At 45.8% G+C, this 21,714-nt stretch carries 18 protein-coding genes and 3 tRNA genes; 7 read left to right on the top strand and 14 right to left on the bottom strand.

What is annotated here, in order from left to right; translation table 11 throughout:
- The first annotated feature begins 22 nt into the window (after nt 1-22).
- Complete coding sequence (kdgK1, locus tag J07HQW2_RS11475) at nt 23-1,102, top strand: bifunctional 2-dehydro-3-deoxygluconokinase/2-dehydro-3-deoxygalactonokinase (protein WP_021055690.1); 1,080 nt, start codon at nt 23-25, stop codon at nt 1,100-1,102.
- Between the two features lie 36 nt (nt 1,103-1,138).
- On the opposite strand, the gene J07HQW2_RS11470 is transcribed toward kdgK1, so the two are convergent.
- A complete protein-coding gene (locus J07HQW2_RS11470; protein ID WP_048075655.1) occupies nt 1,139-1,627 on the bottom strand; it encodes a phosphate-starvation-inducible PsiE family protein in 489 nt (162 codons plus the stop codon).
- 345 nt (nt 1,628-1,972) lie between these two features.
- Between J07HQW2_RS11470 and J07HQW2_RS11465 the strand changes: the two genes are divergently transcribed.
- Nucleotides 1,973-2,791, top strand: coding sequence for a DUF6663 family protein (locus tag J07HQW2_RS11465; RefSeq protein ID WP_021055688.1), 819 nt, complete (start codon nt 1,973-1,975; stop codon nt 2,789-2,791).
- Between the two features lie 15 nt (nt 2,792-2,806).
- On the opposite strand, the gene J07HQW2_RS11460 is transcribed toward J07HQW2_RS11465, so the two are convergent.
- Nucleotides 2,807-3,247 (bottom strand): zinc ribbon domain-containing protein, encoded by a 441-nt coding sequence (locus J07HQW2_RS11460; RefSeq protein ID WP_021055687.1) that lies wholly within the window; start codon nt 3,245-3,247, stop codon nt 2,807-2,809.
- Between the two features lie 108 nt (nt 3,248-3,355).
- A complete protein-coding gene (locus J07HQW2_RS11455; RefSeq protein WP_021055686.1) occupies nt 3,356-5,164 on the bottom strand; it encodes a formate/nitrite transporter family protein in 1,809 nt (602 codons plus the stop codon).
- Nucleotides 5,165-5,797: 633 nt separating this feature from the next.
- On the opposite strand from J07HQW2_RS11455, the gene J07HQW2_RS11450 reads away from it, so the two are divergent.
- From J07HQW2_RS11450 to J07HQW2_RS11440, 3 genes are read left to right on the top strand one after another with little or no spacing between them, the layout of a single operon-like run.
- On the top strand, nt 5,798-6,088 hold the full coding sequence (locus tag J07HQW2_RS11450) for a DUF5789 family protein (protein ID WP_021055685.1): 291 nt from the start codon (nt 5,798-5,800) through the stop codon (nt 6,086-6,088).
- A gap of 12 nt (nt 6,089-6,100) precedes the next feature.
- Nucleotides 6,101-6,655 (top strand): adenylate kinase, encoded by a 555-nt coding sequence (locus J07HQW2_RS11445; protein ID WP_021055684.1) that lies wholly within the window; start codon nt 6,101-6,103, stop codon nt 6,653-6,655.
- 11 nt (nt 6,656-6,666) lie between these two features.
- A complete protein-coding gene (locus J07HQW2_RS11440; RefSeq protein WP_021055683.1) occupies nt 6,667-7,089 on the top strand; it encodes a secondary thiamine-phosphate synthase enzyme YjbQ in 423 nt (140 codons plus the stop codon).
- 141 nt (nt 7,090-7,230) lie between these two features.
- Here J07HQW2_RS11440 and J07HQW2_RS11435 read toward each other — a convergent pair whose 3' ends face one another.
- The 7 genes from J07HQW2_RS11435 to J07HQW2_RS11405 all read right to left on the bottom strand — a co-directional run bounded on the left by J07HQW2_RS11435 (nt 7,231) and on the right by J07HQW2_RS11405 (nt 16,463).
- A complete protein-coding gene (locus tag J07HQW2_RS11435; RefSeq protein WP_021055682.1) occupies nt 7,231-7,629 on the bottom strand; it encodes a hypothetical protein in 399 nt (132 codons plus the stop codon).
- A 320-nt stretch (nt 7,630-7,949) separates the two neighbouring features.
- Nucleotides 7,950-10,121, bottom strand: a complete 2,172-nt coding sequence (locus J07HQW2_RS11430) for a cryptochrome/deoxyribodipyrimidine photo-lyase family protein (protein WP_021055680.1) — start codon at nt 10,119-10,121, stop codon at nt 7,950-7,952.
- Between the two features lie 140 nt (nt 10,122-10,261).
- Complete coding sequence (locus J07HQW2_RS11425; protein ID WP_021055679.1) at nt 10,262-12,970, bottom strand: TRAP transporter permease; 2,709 nt, start codon at nt 12,968-12,970, stop codon at nt 10,262-10,264.
- The gene (locus tag J07HQW2_RS11420) at nt 12,967-13,461 is read right to left on the bottom strand and encodes a DUF1850 domain-containing protein (protein WP_021055678.1); all 495 of its coding nucleotides are present in this window, start codon (nt 13,459-13,461) and stop codon (nt 12,967-12,969) included. The genes J07HQW2_RS11425 and J07HQW2_RS11420 overlap by 4 nt, the downstream gene beginning before the upstream one ends.
- 287 nt (nt 13,462-13,748) lie before the next feature.
- Nucleotides 13,749-14,789, bottom strand: coding sequence for a TAXI family TRAP transporter solute-binding subunit (locus J07HQW2_RS11415; protein ID WP_021055677.1), 1,041 nt, complete (start codon nt 14,787-14,789; stop codon nt 13,749-13,751).
- Nucleotides 14,790-15,022: 233 nt separating this feature from the next.
- Entirely contained in the window at nt 15,023-16,096 is a 1,074-nt protein-coding gene (locus J07HQW2_RS11410) for an FAD-dependent oxidoreductase (RefSeq protein ID WP_021055675.1), read from the bottom strand.
- Between the two features lie 100 nt (nt 16,097-16,196).
- A complete protein-coding gene (locus J07HQW2_RS11405) occupies nt 16,197-16,463 on the bottom strand; it encodes a hypothetical protein (RefSeq protein ID WP_021055674.1) in 267 nt (88 codons plus the stop codon).
- Nucleotides 16,464-16,828: 365 nt separating this feature from the next.
- Between J07HQW2_RS11405 and J07HQW2_RS11400 the strand changes: the two genes are divergently transcribed.
- Nucleotides 16,829-17,383 carry a metal-dependent hydrolase gene (locus tag J07HQW2_RS11400; protein ID WP_021055673.1) on the top strand — a complete coding sequence of 185 codons (555 nt, stop codon included), beginning with the start codon at nt 16,829-16,831 and terminating at the stop codon, nt 17,381-17,383.
- Nucleotides 17,384-18,150: 767 nt separating this feature from the next.
- Here J07HQW2_RS11400 and J07HQW2_RS11390 read toward each other — a convergent pair.
- From J07HQW2_RS11390 to J07HQW2_RS11380, 3 genes are all read right to left on the bottom strand, one after another.
- Nucleotides 18,151-18,223 (bottom strand) — tRNA-Thr (locus tag J07HQW2_RS11390).
- 437 nt (nt 18,224-18,660) lie between these two features.
- Nucleotides 18,661-18,735 (bottom strand) — tRNA-Ile (locus J07HQW2_RS11385).
- Nucleotides 18,736-18,998: 263 nt separating this feature from the next.
- Nucleotides 18,999-19,071: transfer RNA gene (locus J07HQW2_RS11380), tRNA-Asn, on the bottom strand.
- A 151-nt stretch (nt 19,072-19,222) separates the two neighbouring features.
- Here J07HQW2_RS11380 and cca point away from each other — a divergent pair.
- Entirely contained in the window at nt 19,223-20,611 is a 1,389-nt protein-coding gene (gene cca / locus J07HQW2_RS11375; protein ID WP_021055670.1) for a CCA tRNA nucleotidyltransferase, read from the top strand.
- Nucleotides 20,612-20,697: 86 nt separating this feature from the next.
- On the opposite strand, the gene J07HQW2_RS11370 is transcribed toward cca, so the two are convergent.
- Nucleotides 20,698-21,711, bottom strand: coding sequence for a histone deacetylase family protein (locus tag J07HQW2_RS11370; RefSeq protein WP_021055669.1), 1,014 nt, complete (start codon nt 21,709-21,711; stop codon nt 20,698-20,700).
- Nucleotides 21,712-21,714: the final 3 nt, after the last annotated feature.

The following is a 21,714-nucleotide window of genomic DNA, read 5'->3' as shown; positions in this document are numbered from 1 at the left end:
GAGAACTATAACCGAGTCTAATATGGGGAAGACAACAGATACAGATACAGATAGAGAAGATGAAGACGAAGACGTCGACGTCGACGTCAACGCGAACACAAGCACAGACACAGAGACGAACACCTCTGTTGATATTGTGACAATCGGCGAAACAATGCTTCGGTTGTCACCACCGGCAGGTGTTCGGATTACGCAGGCAGATGAATTTGCGGTCCATGTAGGCGGGGCAGAGAGCAATGTTGCTGTGATAGCTTCACAGCTTGGCTGCGAGACCAGTTGGATATCAAAACTCCCCGCCTCACCATTAGGACGTCGCATCATCACAACACTCCGAGGTCATGATGTTGAAGTCGATATCACATGGGATGAAAGCGATAATTCCCGAGTCGGAACCTATTATTTCGAACCAGGAGGAGAACCTCGAGGCGATTCGGTGCATTACGATCGAGCAGGATCATCAGTGACCACATTGAGTGCTGCAGAGATATCTCTCGAGACAGTTAGATCAGCATCAACATGTTATATGAGCGGGATTACACCAGCACTTTCTGAAACAGTACAGACAACGGTCGAGACAGTTCTACAGACAGCTCAATCGGCTGGGACACAAACTGCATTTGATCTTAATTATCGCTCAAAGTTATGGGACACCACCGCAGCAGCAAAAGCATACAGATCACTACTACCGCATATTGATATTCTCATTGGAGCAGAACGTGATGTTGAGGCATGCTTAGGATTAGACGCTGACCCAGAGTCAGTTGTTCGCGAACTCGCATCAACATTTGATCTTGAAACGGTTGTCCTGACGAGAGGAGAGAGCGGTGCAGTTGCTTTATATGATGACACGATTTTTGAACAACCAGTGTATAATGCTGAGACGATTGATGCGGTCGGAACAGGTGATGCCTTTGTTGGAGGGTTCCTCGCTCGAAGGCTCGATAATGATCATAGCAATCATAACGACATTGATGATGCATTAGCTACGGGTGCTGCGGCTGCAGCAGTAAAACGGACGATTAAGGGAGACACAGCCGCGATTACTCCCGCAGAAATAGCAGCCGTTCGTGACACAGACTCCTCAGGAAGTATTTCGCGGTGAAAATATGATGGATTATCTGAGGAATAATCAGTCTGGTTAGTCTTCGGTTCGATATTTTGAGGCTTCTGGAGTGCCTATGTCCGAGTTGGCTTTATCAATGCCGAGGGTGGCTATTCGGCGAATGGCATAGAACGCACCAATGAGGGCAACAAGTAACAGCGTAAATGATGCTGCAGCGATGAACGCTTGCTGTGTAGATTCATACTCTGATGGTCGATAACTAATTACCTTTCGTGCAATAGCAATAAGCCCGGCATTGATGACAATCCGGACAACCGGCTCACGTCGGCTTGATGCAACAACAGTCTCAAACACCTCAACGATAATCAATAAGACTAATACTGTATCAATAAGATCGATGAGGCTGTTTGGATCGGTAAACGTGCCTGAATTAATAAGCTCGTATAGCGAAACTCCAAGATCAAAAACGCCAATCGCAAAAAGCACGACAAGAAAATATGCCGCGCCGAGTTCAAGCCATTGCATCACTCGTTCTGATCGACTTGCCCAGGCGTCAATTGACACGTCAAGATAGTTGGGCGGCCGATATGTAGTCATTTCGGCGGATACTGTCACAAAAAGATTTCAGGAATATGGTATATATCTGGATAATCGCTTTAATATATACACACTATATGTAAATATTCCCCATGATTATACCGACTATAATTTGAAATTATTGAAGAGTATCATCTGACTGCGGTCGCAATATGAATACTCAAAATCACTGGTTTAGGATACCACTCTTTTTTGATTTCTGCTTGATGAGTTATTCTTGATGTTGTCGACTTCGCATTATTATCCATTGACTTTCATCTCATCACTGCTGGAATCCATGACCTCAAGATAATCCATGATGTACCTACTCGCATGGACGTGACGACGACAGCACAATATCGAGTTCTTGGCTACCCACATAAGCCAACTCAACTCGTCCTCATGGCATGTGATGAGACAAATGAGGAATTACAGGATCTAAACGCAGACACAAATCTGCATGATGTGGATGATGAGATGGGTGACGGAGATAACTGCAGTGGCGAAGACACAGCACGACGTGACATTGCATCACCGTCAATCGACAAGTTTGAACCGATATACATTGATATGACAGAATACGATACAGCAATTCAATCGAAAGTTGATACACTTGAGCTTGGATATCTTATTGAAGCAACTGTCAAATGGACGGCTGATGGTCTCCGACTCACTGTCGTTGATGTGATTGCTGAGACTAATTTTATTTTTTATAACGAGGTAACCGGGATTTTTGAAGCGGCGACGACAACATGGAAAGATGCAGTTGCTGAAGGTGAGGGGATGGGAAGTCGATTGACACGCGGAACCGACGCAAAACCGAACGGAGCGTTATATGTGTTTGCTAAGCAACAAGACGCTCGAGATCTCACCAGGGAATTTCAGACTGGGGTAACACCGCTTGAGCCACTCATCCGCCGAGTCGATGAGGAAGAGACTGCATCCGTGTCTGTATCGCCTGAGTCAACACAGCCACGCGCAGTTTTTGTTCTTAAGCCGGCAACTGAGCCGTTCATCATTGTGTATGTGGTATTTCGTCGCAATAGTATGCTCGCTGGAACTCTCCATTCAACATATGGAGAGAATAGTGATAATAATGTCGAGGGTAATCAACCTGGGAGCACCCCTTCGGGTCCGCTTCAGTTTGAGTAGTGCTGATAAAATATACTATTCAGTGTTAGAGTTCGCATCCGCTTTTACATCTGATGAAATCTTTGTTGTACACCATGGACAAAAGTCAATATCAGTATCAAGATCGCGGCTGCAGTTTGGACATGATGGCGGTCCATCAGCAACGTCTGAACTAGTTACGGACCCGGTTGTAGATGGGTCATCCCATGTGCGTTGGTCGTTTCGAGCGAGCACATACGCATCAGCCACGCTTGCAAGGGCAACGCCGATGGCAGGAGCAAATGTGCTGATATCGCTATTGGCGCTCCAAATTGTCTGAATCGCTTCTGGTGGAATAAGAAGCGCTGAGACGGCGATCGTTGCTGCGAACCAGCCAATTCCGCGAACCCATCGTCGGAGGTAAACGTGCCCAAGCCCGGTGGCAAGCATACTGAGAAGGAACACAACCCAGGGTCGTCTTGGACGTCTCTGTGTCATATCGGCTATCAATTGATACAACTCATTAGCTCTTATGAGTTCGGGAAAAGATACAGATTCAGCAAACGACTGATTCCATCCCAACTGAATGTTACGCGTGTTATTGGCTCATTGATTCCGTTGTCCGCTCCCGATAAGTCGCTGCGTAAGTGAGCGATCATGTGGACGTTCTGCAAGAACGACACTGGCGTCAACTCTATTTACGACCTCTAAATGTAGTGAATCCGAAAGCAACCGGGAGAGGATTCCCTGTTCAGTCGCTCCAAGCATCACCATTGTGCTATCCTCAGCTTCACGTTCGATTGCAGCCTCGACATCGCCGGTAACATCAACAATTCGTTCTGCATCACTGATGTCATGTGTCTCAGCCCACTCATCGAGGAACTGTTCACCTTCGCTTCGTTCCTCTGGGCTATCAACAACGGTCAGCAGTGACAGGGTTGATTTACCGGTTTCTTGAAGTGCACGTGCTGTCTCCGCGGCGAGTGCCGCATCAGGACCACCAACAGTCGGGAGAAGAACGTTAGAGCAATCAAGCCCGCGATCCTTCGCGATCAAAAAGTCACAGGGCAGTCGATTGGTAAGTTCGTCAATTGGTCGTTCCGCTCGCGCACTATTCCATAGTTTTTCTTCACCCCATCCCATGACTGCCATATCTGGGCGGGTTCGTGCTGCGAAATCAAATATTTCCTCAAATGATCGGGGTGAGACAATCGTAGAGGACTCAAATGCAGCATCGCTCTTATCGACAATCGATCCGATGTCATCAAGCAACTGCTCAGATTGCGCTGTAATTGCGTCTCGACGGTCGTGTTCATGATCGAGAACGAGATTTTTGTCCGCTTGGACGACATGGACAACATGAACACGCCCATTATCATGTACCGATGCAAGCCTAGCGGCAATCTCAACAAGTTCAGTCTCCGTTCGCGGGTTCGCGATTGGAACGAGCACACGAAAAGAACCAGGATCACGAGCGAAGTTTCCAAGTGTGTCAATGACAGGCACATAGGATCTTCCGGCAAGATTTCCAAGCAGCATCTCACGAGAGGAGAGTCGCCGGACATCAGTAAACTGATCAATTTCAAGCCGACGCTCACTTGTCTGATAATAATTAACCACGGTGACGAGAAGAACCCCACCAATGGTATTTCCAATGAGAACAGGGGCAACGAACTCAGCAAAGCCAGCAACGAGCCCCACATGCCCATGTGCAATGAGAAATACAGCTTCGGTAAATGAAACCACAACATGGAATAGATCGCCCATCGGAATAGCTAAGAACGCAACGTAGACGACGAAAAGTCGAGAAATAGTTTCTTGAGCGGCAAAATCAAGCCAGACAACGCCAGCAACAATGAATCCTGCAAACGCTGCTTTGAAAAATAATTGATCTGGAGGCGTTGAGATTCCTTTCTGTGCGATATCAACGGCAACTGCAGTCGTTTCAGGGCTAAAGACGCCACCATAAGCCAAAGCAAGTGCTCCAATACCGCCACCAAGAAAGTTCCCAGCCAATACCACAGTCCAGTGTCGGAGCAATGTCGGAATTGATGAGAGTCTTTCAAGCGTCAGCGCAACAGGTGGAAGCGTGTTTTCGGTGTATAGCTGATACCCACCGATAATGATGTAAATGAATCCCAGCGGGTATAATAGCGCCGCGACGAGGGGCGTCTCAGTTGTCGCTGACATTGATGCATATAGTAGGAAAGTAATCGTAATCGCAAATCCTGCTGCGAGAGCACTGAAAAACAGCTCACGAGCATTCGATGTAACCTCATGATCGGCATCAGCAACAATCCGTTGAAATACCTCATCTGAGGAAAACCGCTCAGGGACTACCTCACCCTGTTCTGGGATACCGTCATCGGTCTCATTGTTAATCTGTGATCGCGCGGTGGGGCGTGAGTCAGCCATGGTATACGTTCATAATTGATAAGATAGTCCTCGAGCGATGCTCAAAATTAATACGGATACTGTAAGATTATTGATGGGTGATTATCTATTATTCTTCGAATGTAATGAAGTTGACTTATTCATTGGAAGAGGATTTAGTTTATGATTATGCTGTACATCGACGCATTCCCCTAGAAACAATGAATAGGCTTTTTCGAATGAGATAGATTATTGCTAATTCACTATTACTCCTGGAGGTTGATTACTCTTTCAGTAGTGGTCTCAGCAGTTGCTCAGGATACGGTGATTCGATGCAGTCTAGCACATCTGGCGATATTCGAAACGAAATTATTGTGTGCTTTACACTGGGTAAGAAATCATATTATCGATAATATCAATATTATTCCCGTATTTTGAATCCTCTCTGATAGTAGATACACGTGTAAATCGTGATCAATAGATATAAGTGTCAATCATCGATTGTCGATATCATTAGTATCCACTAATGCGAATGACAGAAGGATTGAGATGGGTATGTCATAATACATACACATGTGTGCATGCAGTGGCATTCAATAAATTATATATACTAATGTTGATGAAGATGCAACCCGGTAATGCTTTACAATTGGGTGAGAGTAAATCGCGTATACGATGCGATTACCAGAAACTCGGGATCTTTTTGTTCGTGAATTAGACTTTCCGGCTTCTTCTGAAACAGTTATTAAATTAATTGGTGAACAGAAGCTCGAGGCACCGAATGGTGATGATGAGAGTATCGGAGATATTCTAGAGCGATCAGGGGTTGAGCAGTTCACACATGCAGATGAACTATACGATACACTATTGACTTGTGTTGGTGATGCCTTCATCGGACGCAAATACTACGATGATCGAAGCGGTATCTCCTCAAATACAGATGATGATGAAATTGTTCATTTCTAATTCGATTCAATTATGTCTATAACAATTATCGCAGGTGTGCCTGGGGTCGGACTGTCAACGCTTGTACGAACAGCACGTCGACAACTTACCGATGAGTATCAGTTAATCAACTTTGGTGATGTGATGCTTGAGCAGGCTGCTATGGATGACCTAGCAACAAGTCGAGCTGAACTCGGTGAGCTTGAGCGTCGAGAAACCCTGCGACTACAACGTCGTGCAAGTGAGTATGTTGCCGATGCAGCACAGGAGACGGCTGTTTTATTAACGACACACCTTGCTGTCCGAACTGACGCTGGGTACCTTCCGGGACTTCCTGATGACGTGCTTCGTGAATTAGCTCCGGATCAGTTTGTACTGGTTGAAGCACAAGTAGAGACAATACAAACTCGTCGTGACAAAAGCGATCGTGGGTACGGATCAACAAGTGATGTGACAGTTGCATTTGAGCAGGATCTCAATCGAACAGCTGGAATGCAGTATGCAAGTTCGGTGAATGTTCCAATCCATCTTGTTGAGAATGAAGCTGACGTCGATGAGGCTGCGACAGAACTTATCAAAGTGCTATAATTATAACTACAATGCAGCACTCACAGGCACAGACACGATTTGAGATATCAACAAACAACCGGCTATCGGTCAGGGACATCACAGAACAGGTTTGTGACGCGATACCGGACGAAGCAACAGGCATAGCAACAGTATTCATTGAACATACAACTGCTGCAGTGACGGTGAATGAGGCTGAAAATCGACTACAGAACGACTTTGAGACAGCACTTGACGAGCTAATCGATAATACCGGTTGGCAACATGATGAGCTCGATGGAAACGCTGATTCGCATATTCGTGCAATGCTCATTGGAGCAAGTGCAACTATTCCGGTAACCGACGGCAGACTCACAACAGGCACATGGCAGTCGGTTTTACTGATTGAGTGTGATGGACCCCGAACGCGGACAGTGAGTGTCACAGTTACCCCGACTGTGAGTAATCGTAATTAGTTGATGCGTTTTTGATCTCAGTATGAGTGTGCGGCGTGAAAAAATGTATATTTTTGATTACTGTGTAGTCATGTAGAGTGTCTGGACTGTATCATAATAGAGTCACTTCCACTTCGATTGAATTTCACCCGAGTTATATCTTCAGTTGCGGGAGACGGTCAATCTAGAAAGTGGGTTCTCACCCGTGATGATCACGACAATAAGTAATACCAGATACGCGAGCAGCCCCCATAGAAGTGCAGCGAATACCCAATGTATATTACTCATTAGTGTGAGTCCGCTTACTGTGACGACAGTCATAATGCTACTAAATTGAATAGAGCGACGATTCCAGATTGTCTGTGTCCGGTCTGAATCGTATAGACACATCAATTCAATAGCAACCATACCGAATATTCCTATAGCAGCGGGCCGCACGGTAAAAATAGTTTTAGCCAATTCAATATTTGTGTCTAATTCGGTGTTGAATATAGCTACCGTTCCAATAAGTGCCCCACCGGTTATTATCGCAAGAAGCCCATCTCGGTACTTAGAATCCACTATTATCAGTTATTAATTATCTGAAAAGCTGACAAAACATACGTGCATATAAACACTGAGTCATGACTGAGCAGAGAATATCATTTATGAATGGTTTTCAGAGGTCATAAAATAGGTATCTGACTGAACTGTCCCAGAGATTTCAGCGATATCTCCATTCTGACAGTCATGACAGCGAGACGGCTCTGTTGGAACAGCCATCACAGTTTCACAGATATTACACGCAAAGAATCTGAGCCCAAGCATATCAGATATGTAATATAACACTGCTAGCTATATAAAGGGTCAAACTCGCCTGGTATTTAGGCGGACAAAACCGGTTATTCAAAGGTTCCAATAGTAGTTTGTTCATCTGTCTGGGTATCGGTCTCGGTCTCCACTTTTAGGTTATCATCACCGGAGGAATCGGTCGTGTCAGCTGTTGATCTGTGAAATGTATCTGAAACAGCTTCACGATCGTCCGGAGAGGGCTCACCAGCAGAGTCACCAGTGCCTGTTGGAACGGATATAGCTGACTCATTTAGTATCATTGATGAATCAGGAGTCGTGTTGTCTGTGGTATCTAGTTCATTAACCGCAGGATTAATATCGTCGCTGGAGGTGTTGTTCGTATTTGTAGTCGTGATTTCAGAAAATGATAGCTGTATATCATCGGAGTCATTGTTCGAATCGTCCACATCATAGCGTTTTGCAATAGCTCGTGCAGCATCATAGCCACCAGAGAAAGATGCTCGCTTTGCGATTTTCGGGCGAGCGAGTTCACGTGCTGCTTCCGAACGTCGTCGCTCATATCGCGACCAGAATGTTTCACGACGGGCATCAAACTCAACAATCGGCTGTGGATAATCATCACCGATGGTCACACTACACTCAGATTGAACTGCGAGTGGTGTCCGCTCGGGTCGAGGGAGATACTGTGTGGGGAGATCAGACAACTCAGGAACCCATTTTGTAATCCACTCTCCATCAGGGTCATGATCACGGACTTGTTTTCGGGGATTATACACTCGTTGAGATGGCTTGCCAATAAGACCCGCCTGACTCTGCCACTGTGTGTAATTAATACCGACATCGCTGTCAATGAGATGATGATGATACCAGTCAGCACCGATCCACCACGGCTGCTGCAGGATATGTGTGAAAATGGATACACACATTGCACGCATTCTGAAATTCAACCAGCCAGTTTCGCGGAGACACCGCATAGAGGCATCGACCATCGGGAACCCGGTTTGTCCGTGTTTCCACGCGTCTACTAACGCCGGATTATGACGGTCTGCATTGAATTCTTCGAATGCAGGATTGACTGCGCGATCAGTCCATCCTGCCCAATCAGCAAGTTTTTGATTATAGTGACAGTTCCAGATTAGTCGACTCATAAACATTCGTCGACCGCGGCACTCAGGCGCGTTATCGACCACGTATTGATACACTTGCCGAATTGAGAGTAATCCAAAATTAAGATACGGCGAAAGCCCGCTCGTCCCTGTTCGAGCGTCCTGTGGTGCAGAAATATTGTTTGGATACGATCCAATTTGGTCAACGAATCCTCGTAATTGCGTTGTTGCAGCGCGATGTGTTCCGGTTGGGACCATTGTCTTTTGTGGATTGATGTCATGTGTCGTTTCGATAACAGATGGTGTAATACCGGTTGGGACCGTGAGTTGTAATGTATCTGCACTCCACTCAGGAACGTGCTGTTCAGCCCCCAGCCACTCAGTAATATGATCCTGCCAATTTACTCGTGACCACTCTGTATCGCGTATGAGTCCATCACCAGAAATAAACCTCAAAGCATCACCACAAACCGATTGAGCGCGGTTATCACGACGTTTCCCGTACCGACTGGTCGGTGTTGCCATTGTCAGTATCGACCATCCACGATCAGCGAAGTGTGAGAGGATATCTACTGGATCGCCATATCCAATCGTAAGCCCTGATCTATACTCAGACTTCAGTGTTGATGGGAGTGTTGGATGGGTATCATCTTTTTTTATCTGCAGTGGCTCAGCTGAAATTGGGTTGGAATTCGTGCTGGAATCCTCAGATTTAGTAAACGTCTGCTGCGGTTCAACAGATGTCTCCTTGGAGAGATAACTGTGAGATGCAGCCCCTGGATGTGTGAGTGATTGCGCAGGAGCAGTTATATATAATTGATTGAGACTGTTGACAGCTTCATGTAAAAGTCGTATCCGAGCATCGCATGCTAACCCATCACCATCATAAAACGATGGATCGAAAACGAACAGCGGGCAGATGACATCTGCATCGGCAACAGCATTCGCAAGCGCTCGGTGGTCAGCGGTTCGGAGATGTTTACGATGCCAGATGACACAGCCATTCAGGGCAGATGACGTTTCAGTATTGTCAGAACCGATGTTGATATTAGTGTCGGCGTTATCGGCAGTCGTAATCGCTTCGGTGGGAGTAGGGATATCTGATAGCATTGGAACCGACGTGATTTCGGCATTATTTCCCACGTTATCGCTCATCAGTGTATTATTGATTTATAAGCTCGTAACTGGTATGAATCCGTCGGAAAAAACGGCGACAGGCGAGATTAGCTATTATCAAGATACGATACTCTCTAATCGCCTCCTATAGGATGTACATTTGGTGGATGATCTACCGGTTATATCGCTGCATCCCTTCGATTTCGCACAGCCAGGATAATAAATATAGCAAGTCCACCCCCGCGGAGAATGAGTTCGATTATTGATCCATTGATGATGAGAGTTGTCCCAAGGAACTCGGAGACATCACGCACAGTCGTCCAGAGAAGTTGTGGAGACATTAATAGAAGCGAGCTGCTGGCGAACCCTACCCGTTCCACCGGTGATGCTTGTGTATACAACGTTCCAATAACAGTGATTCCTAAGGCTACAACGCCGGTAAATACACCAATAACTGGAATTACAATCTCTGGAATAGCGTATGACAGATTGAGGAGATCTGCAAATTCAATTACACGATATCGCTCACGAAGGGGGAGTTCTGCAGCGTTTGACTTTCGACGTAATAGGACAATGCCCGGCGCAAGCACAAACGCAAAAGGAACAATTGCCTTGTTTAATGAGAGTGAAAATGCCTTGACGCCTGTTTCGAATGGATCTGATTTGGCAACTCCACTGGCAGCATAAGCAGCAACAGCGACCGGGGGAGTGATGTCAGCGATTACTCCAAAGTACAGAATAAATAAGTGTGCTGCCAGCAATGGGATTCCAAACTCAACGAGTGGGCTCGCCAGCATTGAGATAAGAATAATGTATGTAACTGTCGTTGGCATTCCCATGCCCAGAATGATACTTGCAAATGCGGTGACAACGAGCATGATAACCACAGAGCCACCAGAAAGTACAAGCAACAATGACGTAAGGTTAGGTCCCAGCCCAGATACGCTAATAACACCTGGAATGATCCCTGCGGCAGCAACAGCGATGACGACTGGGACAGCGGTCCGGGCACCATCTTCCATTGATTCGAATACGAACGTGCCTAGCCGGAACAGTTGATAATCACCAACATTAGTGTTCGTTCGTGACGTAACATCTTCAATCGTATTCAGAACTGACGGATTTAATTCGAGATGTGCAGAAGACGCCTTTGGATTAATCAAGAGTGTGAGCGCACTCGCTGCGATTGTGTACCAGCCAATTCGAGGTAAAACAGTATCTATCGCAACATCAATACTCATAGCATCTGCACGTACACCAGTGATAAAATCGATAACTGAAACACCGACGAAGACGTGGGTAAGTAGTTCCACGCCAATGATAGCCGCGAGCGACGTCACAAGTGCACCACGGGTATTCTTGTTATATGCACCGACAAGTGCAATGAGTGCTACGAGTGAGATGAGAGTGAACCATGCTGAGCGAGAAACTGAGAGTCGTTCAATAATCAAATAAAATAGCAGCAATATAATTGGGAGAATATAATACCACCCATCAAAGAAATGTTCACGAAGTGAAACGAGCTCTGTTTTATCGACACCACCAATACCCTCCTCAACGGCTTTGAGATGTACCATCACCCACACACCAAAGAAAAACACAACCGCAGGGATTGTCGCAAGAATGATAATATCTGCAAATGGGGTAGCGGTATACTGTACCATTAAAAACGCTGCAGCACCCATTACTGGGGGGAGGATCTGTCCACCTGATGATGATGAGGACTCAACAGCTCCAGAGAACTCAGCGGAGTACCCTGATTGTTTCATCAACGGGATAGTAAATGCACCCGTTGTGACCGTATTGGCGATTGAAGAGCCTGAAATGGTTCCCATAAACCCACTAGCGAGGATGCTCGCTTTTGCCGGACCACCTTTTTGCCGACCCGTGAGCGCGTATGCCAGATCAATAAACCATTGACCAGCACCACTCATTTCTAAGAATGCACCAAACAGAATAAAAATATAAATAAAACTAACTGAAACGGTAACTGGAATTCCAAAAACACCGTTTTCGGTATTATACCAGAGATTCTGGATAATATCTGGCCATGTCAGTTCAGGAATCGCAAGTAATCCTAACAATGGTGTTGTTGTGCTGATGAGATACCCCCATCGGGCATACACAATGAATGTCGCAACAATAAGCATCAATGGAAGTCCGAGCGTTCGTCGTGTCGCTTCAAGAACAAGCAGGATGCCGATGACACCTAATAATAGTGCGTATGAGATGTCACCAATGACGGGCATGCCACCAAAGAGTGGATCAAGTACCGGGTAGATGTCAACAACTGGACGTCCTGACTCAAGACCAAACACACGCATCCGCTGGATTTCCTCAAAATCAGTGATGAAGTATGTCGCCGCGAGGATAGCTGCAGTAATGCTGATGCCATCAAATGGCGTGATACGGCGGCGATGAGGATCAACAAACAGCCACCGAAGGGCGGTTGCAACGACAGTAAGTGTCTGAGTGAGTGGGTTTGACTCACTTAGAGTATCAGTAACGGTAGTGTATGCGCGACCGAGCGCTCGTGAAATAAAACCCTCCCCCATCGTTGCTGGAAATAATAAGAACGTGAGCACAAGCGCGAATACAACATGAATGGCATTTGCCTGTAACAATTGTAATGAGATGTCGATCGTGCCGATAATTGGTGCCCAAACTGTTATCGTAAAACTTTGTGCAGCTAATAACAATTGAAACGTCGAGAAGAGCACACCGATTGCCGCCGTAATAATAGCCGCAACACCAGTGAGAGAACGCCGGCGTTCAATCTCATCGATGAGTTCTGTTGTATCCTCGGTATCTGAAACAGACTGCGTAGTGCTGTTGTTATCGGGTTTTGTTGTGGAATTAGAATCCTCAGGAGGCGTGTCAGTGCTCATACGACCCGTTCCATCGGCGACTGTCGTTCAATGTGAATCCGGACATCATTCGCGTTGGTTTGTGTGATAAGACTATAACGCTGGTCGCTAACAATGAGTGTATGATTTGCAATCCGACCAGGTGATAAAAAGAGTTCGGACATTGTTGTGATTGGGTCTGACGGCTCATACACGAACGTCCCATTGCGATTCGTTACACTGACACTTGTCGGAAGTCCCCAGCCATATGATTCAAACTCCATCCGTGTATTGATAAGCTGCTGACCGGAAACCTGGTACTCATCAGAAACACGGGTTTTCTCAACGCTGTGAGTATATTCGATTGAAAACGTCGTTCCATTGGTGACTGGCTGATGAATGTACGTCTCTTCTGTGTCGGCGTCTTCAACAATGAGGACGAATCCTGGTGCTATTGACGTTCCTACCGAAGCAACGATAAGAACAATAATACCCAATCCGATAACAAATCGTACAGTTGTCGTATATTGCATTCGTGATTTGTCTTCTCTGATTGCGTTATGACTGGTATGGATTCAGTTTTTAAGAGTAATGGCTTCTGTGGATGAGTACCAACAGAGGCAATATTGTGATATCAAAAGCTATTGAGAATCGATACGAATCTAATGTAATGTAATCACTCATAGCTTGAATATAGATTTATAGATCAACCCACAGCGTCAGTATCAGCATTCGAAAGCAAGTGTGTATATATCGTGTGAGTAATTAATTAAATCGGGAATCAACTAATTGCGGGGACTATTTGTTCAAGAGATGGTTATCAGTTTTCGAAGAATGCCGTTGCTCCCTCATGGAGTTCAATCGACATCCCATCTTGTGCGCTGCCAGTTGAGATGAATTCGGTTTTAATCGTGAGCGCATCAGCGTTCTCAAACAGTGCCGTTGTAACAGCTTCGACAACGTTTGCATCAAGTCCAGCACGTGTTGCAATCATCGCTTGAACAGCGATTGTCTCAGTCGTCTCACTGACACCATTGTATGTTCCCGCAGGGATGGTATCATCAGCAAACCATGAAGCCGCACCCTTGACGGTCTGACGGTTCTCGCCCTCAATCGGGACGATTTCAATGTCATTTGTTGTTGCGAGATCTTCAATTGCACCGACTGGCCACCCGCCGACGACAAAGGCGGCGTCAATATCACCATTGGCTAACTGTTCTGATGCTTGTGAAAAACCAGCATTCTGCTCAGTGAAATCAGTGATACCGACCGCTTCAAGAATTTGATTTGCATTAACTTGAGTGCCTGATCCGAGATCACCTGTATTGATCGTTGCCCCACTTAGATCTGAGAGTGTGCTGATATTGCTATCAGCGAGTGTGACAACCGTGATCGTCTCCGGATAGAGTGTAGCAACGCCACGAAGATTATCGATAGGATTTCCATCAAATGCATCAATCCCTGTTCCATTCTTTGCAAAGAATGCAACGTCATTCTGAATAAGCGCGAAGTCTGCAGATCCGTCGGCGAGACTACCAACATTTTCAACACTCGCACCGGTTGATTGAACAGTCAAAGAAAAGTCGGTGTTGTCCTCAACAACTGTCTTGAACTCATTTGAAAGAGGGAAATATGTCCCACCAGTTCCACCAGCATGCCAGCTCAGACGTGATGTTTCACCCTCAGTCTCTGTTTCCACCGACTCATCTATCTCTGTCATGTCTGACTCTGTGTCAGCGTCAGCTTCTGTCTCGGTTTCCTCACCACCGGAATCGCCGCCGCCACTACAACCAGCGAGACCTGTGATACCTGCTGCACCAACTACCCCAAGAAAGCGTCGTCGAGTCTGATTTGACGTCATATTATTATAGAGCTATATGTAGCTATTTATAAATATTTATTCAACCCTGCCACTTCGAAATCGGCGAGTTTATACTCAGTACCTGATTTCTGCTGTAATATGATATTTAACGTAATGAATGGCATGTGTTGTTAATATAATATAAAATATATGTAATCAGTTTGTGTGCATAACATGATAACGTACTTCACTAGATCAGTACTGGCTTGCGTCCGGTCGACGCTGAAATAATGCTATACCGCTGTTTTTCCGAGCGTTGTCGCGATCGATGAGAGTATTGACGTGCTGACTGTATCGATATGTGTGACCGCCTGAACTGCAGACCACCATGACAGTGAAACACCGGCTCCGCCGTGACCATAATTATGTATTATCTCATCAGCATCCATTTCAATACGAATTCCTGCTGTCCGGTATGGTCGGTATCCGTGGGTCGCAGTTATTGAATTTTTATGAATATTCGCATGTGGAGACATGATGTCCGTATTAACTGTATAGACACGGGCAGGAACTATCTCATCATCGATCTGCATCGGTGATGTCGGTGAGTCTCCATTCCATTCACCATCGATAATAGTGCCCATGAGATGTGACCCACCGAAGAGGATCATGTCCTGTCGTGAGTACATATAGACGCTTGAGTTGTGGTCTGTGGATGTGTAATTATATGAAAACGGAAATGGGGCGAGATCTTCAGCCGGTATCATGAGAATGTGTCCTTTGATAGCTCGCATTGAGTCATCATTAAACAAAGTGCGACTTCCATAGCCCGAACAATTAAATACGATACCAGGAAGGGTGGAGACTTCATCGGGTGTGATTCTCCGTCGATTGAGTGTCCCGCCAAGCCGACGATACGTACGAAATAAAAGAGACATATACTCAGGCATCTCAACAAAGTATTCCTTACAAACGTATCCATTACGGGCAGATTTACCCTTCCGTGAGGGCACGTACGGATCATATGATGCAATGTCTCGAGCTCCCATTCGAAGGGGAATCACATCGTCGTGACTGCTTTCAGACAGATGGAATCGGGTCTGTTTCCGCACCGGCACGTTATCTGTGTTGTAGAATGGCTCAAATGTTGATTCTGCATATGCAATAAGTTCATCATCGGAGTGTTCAGAGTCAACATCAACTGGGTAGACCGACGCAGCAGCGTAATTTGATGCAACTGAGGATATATCGGATCCATCAAGATATGTAAACACATCACTCAGTAGAGTCGTGTCATGTCCCAAATACTCAAGAAGAATGCCAGTCGAAACTGCTTGTATGCCACCGCCGATGATTGTACATTTCATACCGTATATGGAGTATTATCTCCCACGTCATCAATATCTGCCCGGTTTAATCTGGTATATGCTGAATTACTGTGCCATCAGCGGCTACCGTGAGTGACATCTACGTTGGATTTTCTCGAGTGATATTCAGAGTATCCTCGATTCGATCGATCCAAATAAATGTCTCAGCCGGGGCTGTGAGTGTTATTATAGACTCTTCCGCTAATTCAACGTGCATATCCTCTATTTGCAGACATCCATGCGGCACCTTATATACAACCTCACTGCCCTGATGTTCGCCAGTTATTTTATATCGCGAGTTTTGAACTTCAATCTCTACTTTCTCATATGTCGCTGTGCCGGTAATCGCACCGAGTATGTCGCTCATGTTTACTAATATACCGGTGAGATCACTGATATCTCTTGTCGCGTTGCTCAATTGAACTTACTGCGAGAAGTATGTCACCGCATTGAGAGACGGATATGTCGAGGAGAATCCAGAGATGCTCGTATATGCACATCTCACAGGGGTGTAATAAAAAAGGTAGAGGAGGTATATCAAAAGAGCCATTTAGGAGGATATTGAGCATATATCTATTAAAACGTGTGACACCCGCGATCAAGCGTCAGATCATATCGGATAACACTAAATGAACATGTGCAGAGCCGATAGGAAAGTACATGTCGGAGCAGTGATATATATGTGTATACAATACCGTCAGCCAACACCATTTACAATCAGAGTATAACAAAATGCATCGAGAGGGACACTATGGAACTACACTATTTGTAGGAGCAGTCTGTGTACTCGTATTAGGGATAATCACTGGCATGATTGCAACAACAGTGATGATGATTTATGCTCGCGTTCCTGATCAAGATCAATATATCCCTGAAAGTATCATTAGCCACCGGGGACCAACACACAGTGTCTTGTTCGCATTCATACTTGCATTTATTTCAGCGAGTACAGTCACTTATCCATTTCATTTTGGACAGCAATTAGCTGTCGAACATAATCTTATTTCAACAGCAGTGATAGTCCCATCTACCGTCTGGGCGTTTTTCGCTGGAGTGGTGGTAATTTCTATTCTTACCCATATCATCACCGACGCGCTGACGAAAGGAGGTGGATTCAAAGTGAAACCGCTATGGCCATTCAGTTTATGGTCCCCTGCGCTCGGTCTTTGTACTGCTGATGATAAACGCTGGAATACAGCACTTCTGGCAAGCGGGGCAACAGCTTTTATGACTACTATCTTACACGAAGTATATTACTCAGTGCTGCCTACAGTTACTGTGTTCTGAGTCATTACACTGCATACTGATATCATAAACATAGATGGGCTAGTTGATAGCGTGGCGATATATAACTAATATAGCTAGACTCCAACAGGTAGCTGTGCCCCACAATATTGATCGATCAATCGTGAAGTGCCATTTAGAGACCACATAGAATGTGTTGGTGAGGTCACACAGATAGTTTTAGTCTGGTGAGCCGGTATCCGGTTTGGTTCAATTTCCACTTAATTGGGAAGGTACAATAGAATATATGAACTCAAATCAGGCATTAGACCATGGTGTTCCAGCGTATGTCGTCAACAGTGCAGACTCAATACAGACGGTTGATTTGGCAGGAATAGGGCGCGAGTCTTATTTCCAGTGTATGAGTGCTCACCAGTCACAGGAGGCAATTCAGTGTTTGTTTTCGGAAGAAGCAGGATTTGAGAACGAATATAGGTGTATAGAATGCGGCAGTGTGGCACTGTTACGACTGAGGTGAGTATAGAATGTGTGAATCAAATGAACTTTATCAGATCCGAACATCAAATTGTCTATACTGGTCTGTGAAGCTCACTGCCTAAGCTGTCACTATAATTATAAACCACATTATTTAGACGAAGCTATTGAGAAATGTGACGAAATCGTCAACCTGAGCTGAGTGAGGAAACATTGAGCGAACATCAGATTGGCTCGACTATCTCTGCCACGGGTGCAACTCAATAAAGAAAGTATTCAACCAATAGCCCCCTCTGATTTTCGATGATGAAAATAAGGAAAAATAGACGACAGTAAGCCGGTGGAGAGATTTGAACTCTCGACCTATTCCTTACAAAGGAACCGCTCTCCCAGCTGAGCTACACCGGCACGACTTGCGCGTATAACAACAGTATTCCGGTAATATTCAAAAGATTTCCGAATCACCGTTTTCATACTTATATTCATACCCATACTGAAGACATACGACAAGTCTGAATGATTGACATGGATGAGATATATCTATATGTGGCAGGACTAATCAACTCCTCACTAGTTGCGAGATTCAACATAACTACAACAGTGAGGACGGCTTCAGGTGAAGAAACATGAACAGACACCCTATGCAGCTTGATGTGGATGGCATATTCAAGAATATCATTCCATGCTGGCTACCTCACGGACGCTCATTTTCAGCATCAGCTATTTGAAATCGCAGGGCAGTATAGACAGATAATGTTTGCCGGGTAAGATCACATCGGATGTATCATGACATTATATCAATAAGACTATTTTGTACAGTGATTAGACAGCAAGGGTTGAGTAGATGGGCCCTGTCGGATTCGAACCAACGACCACTCGGTTATGAGCCGAGCGCTCTCACCAGACTGAGCTAAGGGCCCTCATATGAAAATTTGGAGTGACGTTCTTATGTGTTATCTTCGACGATCACTGAATAGTCACAGTATCACAATCCTATGTGAGAGCAATTATCCAAAGATTGAGTTCAAAACACAACAGCCGAGATAGCCATTGGTATATTCATGAGCATAGTTCTCACTCTGAATCATCTTTGTAAGAATGGACTGTTGTGACAACCCAAGTAATAATGATCTTATATAATCCACGGGATAAAAAGGCATAAGATGCAGGAATGCAACTAACACGCCGTCGCCAGGGCTCGAACCTGGGACCACCTCGTTAACAGCGAGGTGCTCTACCAACTGAGCTACGACGGCTCAATGTATTCAAAAATAAACCGAGGTAATATAATATGGCTTTCGCTTCGTGGTCAAGAAGCAGTAGAATGGGTGAGTAATGCTATCTTAAGCGGTATCGATACCCTTTCGACAATAGCAGTTGTAAATATGACAAAGATGGGGATGGATCATGAGTGAGGGTGATTCTGGAGACGGATTTGGATCTGAGCATCGCATGGTCATCAAACAGATACGCGACCAGGTTGACCCAGATGCCGCTGAACGCGAAGCGATGCGACAAGCCACCGGTCGGCTACGTGATCGTGTCATAACTGAAATTGAGTCACTTTCGGTTAACGCAGATGTAATCCAGGTTGGGTCAACAGCTAGAGGCACATGGTTGGCGGGCGACCGTGATATTGATCTTTTTATTCGGTTCCCAGCAGATCTTAATCGAGAAGCCCTCGAAGAGTATGGACTGAGGATAGGGAATGCTGTGCTCCCATCGGGACATGAAGAGTACGCTGAGCATCCATATATCACTGGCAGATTTGAGGGATTTGAAATTGACCTTGTCCCATGTTATAATATTGATGCTGGAAGCGAACTCCAATCAGCAGTTGATCGGACTCCACATCATAATCGATATCTTCAGACGCGGATAGATGAAACAGCTGCTGCAGCAGTCCGAGTGTTGAAAAAGTTCCTCAAGGGAACCAGGGTATATGGAAGCGACCTCCGGACGCGTGGATTCTCAGGATATCTCACAGAGTTACTCGTGATGGAATACGGCGATTTTGAAGGGGTGCTCAAGGCTGCAGCGAAGTGGCAGCCCCCGATTGAGATTGATCCGGAAGAACATGCAACGGCGACTCATGACGATCCGCTCATAGTTGTTGACCCGACAGATCCAACGCGGAACGTTGCTGCCGTCTGCTCGGCTACAAATGTCTCTCGGCTCCAACACTATGCACGGCAGTTTCTCACAAAGCCAACACAGACATACTTTGAGTCGCCAGCTGAGGCGACTGTAGGGATGGACGCTGAAACACTTCAGTCGCATCTCCAACGTCGCGGAACATCGCCAATAGCGCTTGTGTTTGATTCGCCTGATATCGTCGATGACCAGTTGTATCCACAACTACAGAAGTCAATACAAGGGATACAAACAGCACTTGAGACGGAGGGGTTCGACATTGTTCGGACAGCGACCTTCGCAGACGACAAAGCGGTTCTTTTTATTGAACTCATGCACCGGTATCATCCAACGATTGAACGTCACACCGGTCCACCAGTCGCTGTTCGTGAACATGCAGGTGAATTCTACACAGCCTATGATAGCGATTCCGAGGCTTATGGACCATTTATCGACGGTGATCGATATGTTGTCGAACGTGAGCGGACATGGACAGACGCAGCAGCGTTTCTTCGATCGGGGTCGATTTTCAGTGTTGGTCTTGGCGCACAGATTGAAGAGGCGCTTGCCAATACATACACAGTGCTTGTTGAGGATGAGATTACAGCCTTGACATCTGAGTTTGGTGAATCACTGACTCAGTATTTTGAACCAATGGCCTAGGGTATCTGAGTATTAACCGTATTTGAGCTGAATTTCGAATTGAAATGTAATCTCAAGGGGTCATCAGTGTGTGGGTACTGAGTGGATCATTCAAACCCATGTGTTGTCCGGATATCATCAGCAAGGGTCTTAATTTCCTTATCTGGTTCACCATCGTGGTCAAGCGGTTTTCGACCATCAAATGTCTCATGAACGATTGAGACACCATCGGCGAGGGTATCGAGTCCATATCCACCTTCAAGCACAAATGCAAGACCGGCATCAACATCACTCGCGAGCGAGCGGACACGATCGGTGAGAAGAGCATATCCCTCTGTTGAGATACGCATCCGTGAGATTGGGTCATGTCGGTGTGCATCAAAGCCTGCACTAATAATAAATAAATCAGGGTCGAATGACTCGATAACAGGGCGAATGATAGTATTAATGACGTGAAGATACTCTGCGTCACCAGCACCGACCGAGAGTGGAATATTTAGTGTTGTACCCTTCCCATCACCCGCACCAGTTTCCTCGATAGCCCCGGTGCCAGGATAAAGACCATCTTCATGTGTCGATGCATAAAGAACATCACCATTATCATAGAAAATATCCTGAGTTCCATTTCCATGGTGGACATCCCAATCGAAAATGGCTGCTGTATCAACACCTGAGTCGGGATCATCAATGAGTGTTTGAGCGGCAACAGCGGCATTATTGATAAAACAAAATCCCATAGCGTCATCTCCAACCGCATGATGTCCAGGTGGACGACCAACAGAAAATGGCGTTTGCCGGCCGCTGGCTCCGTTGACAGCGACACGAGCAGCCCACTGTGCGAGTCCGGCGGAGGCGAGTGCTGCCTCCCATGTATTTGTTGAGGCAACTGTATCTGGATCCCAGTTGCCGCCACCAGATTCGCAAAAGTCGCGAATCTCCCTAATATACTCACTATCGTGAACGGTTGCAATATCTGCATCAGTCGCCGGCTTCGGATCAATATACGATGCCCCATGTCGCTTTGCAAGAGCACGGCGGATAGCTCGAATTCGGTCTGCGGTTTCAGGGTGTCGGTTACCAGTATCGTGTGCGAGACAAATCTCGCTGTACCCAAACTGCATTGT

This window comes from Haloquadratum walsbyi J07HQW2 (genome assembly GCF_000415985.1).
GTDB classification, from domain to species: Archaea; Halobacteriota; Halobacteria; order Halobacteriales; family Haloferacaceae; genus Haloquadratum; species Haloquadratum walsbyi_B.
The sequence above is the reverse complement of the archived record's forward strand: the minus strand, read 5'-3'. Positions and strand labels throughout refer to the sequence as shown.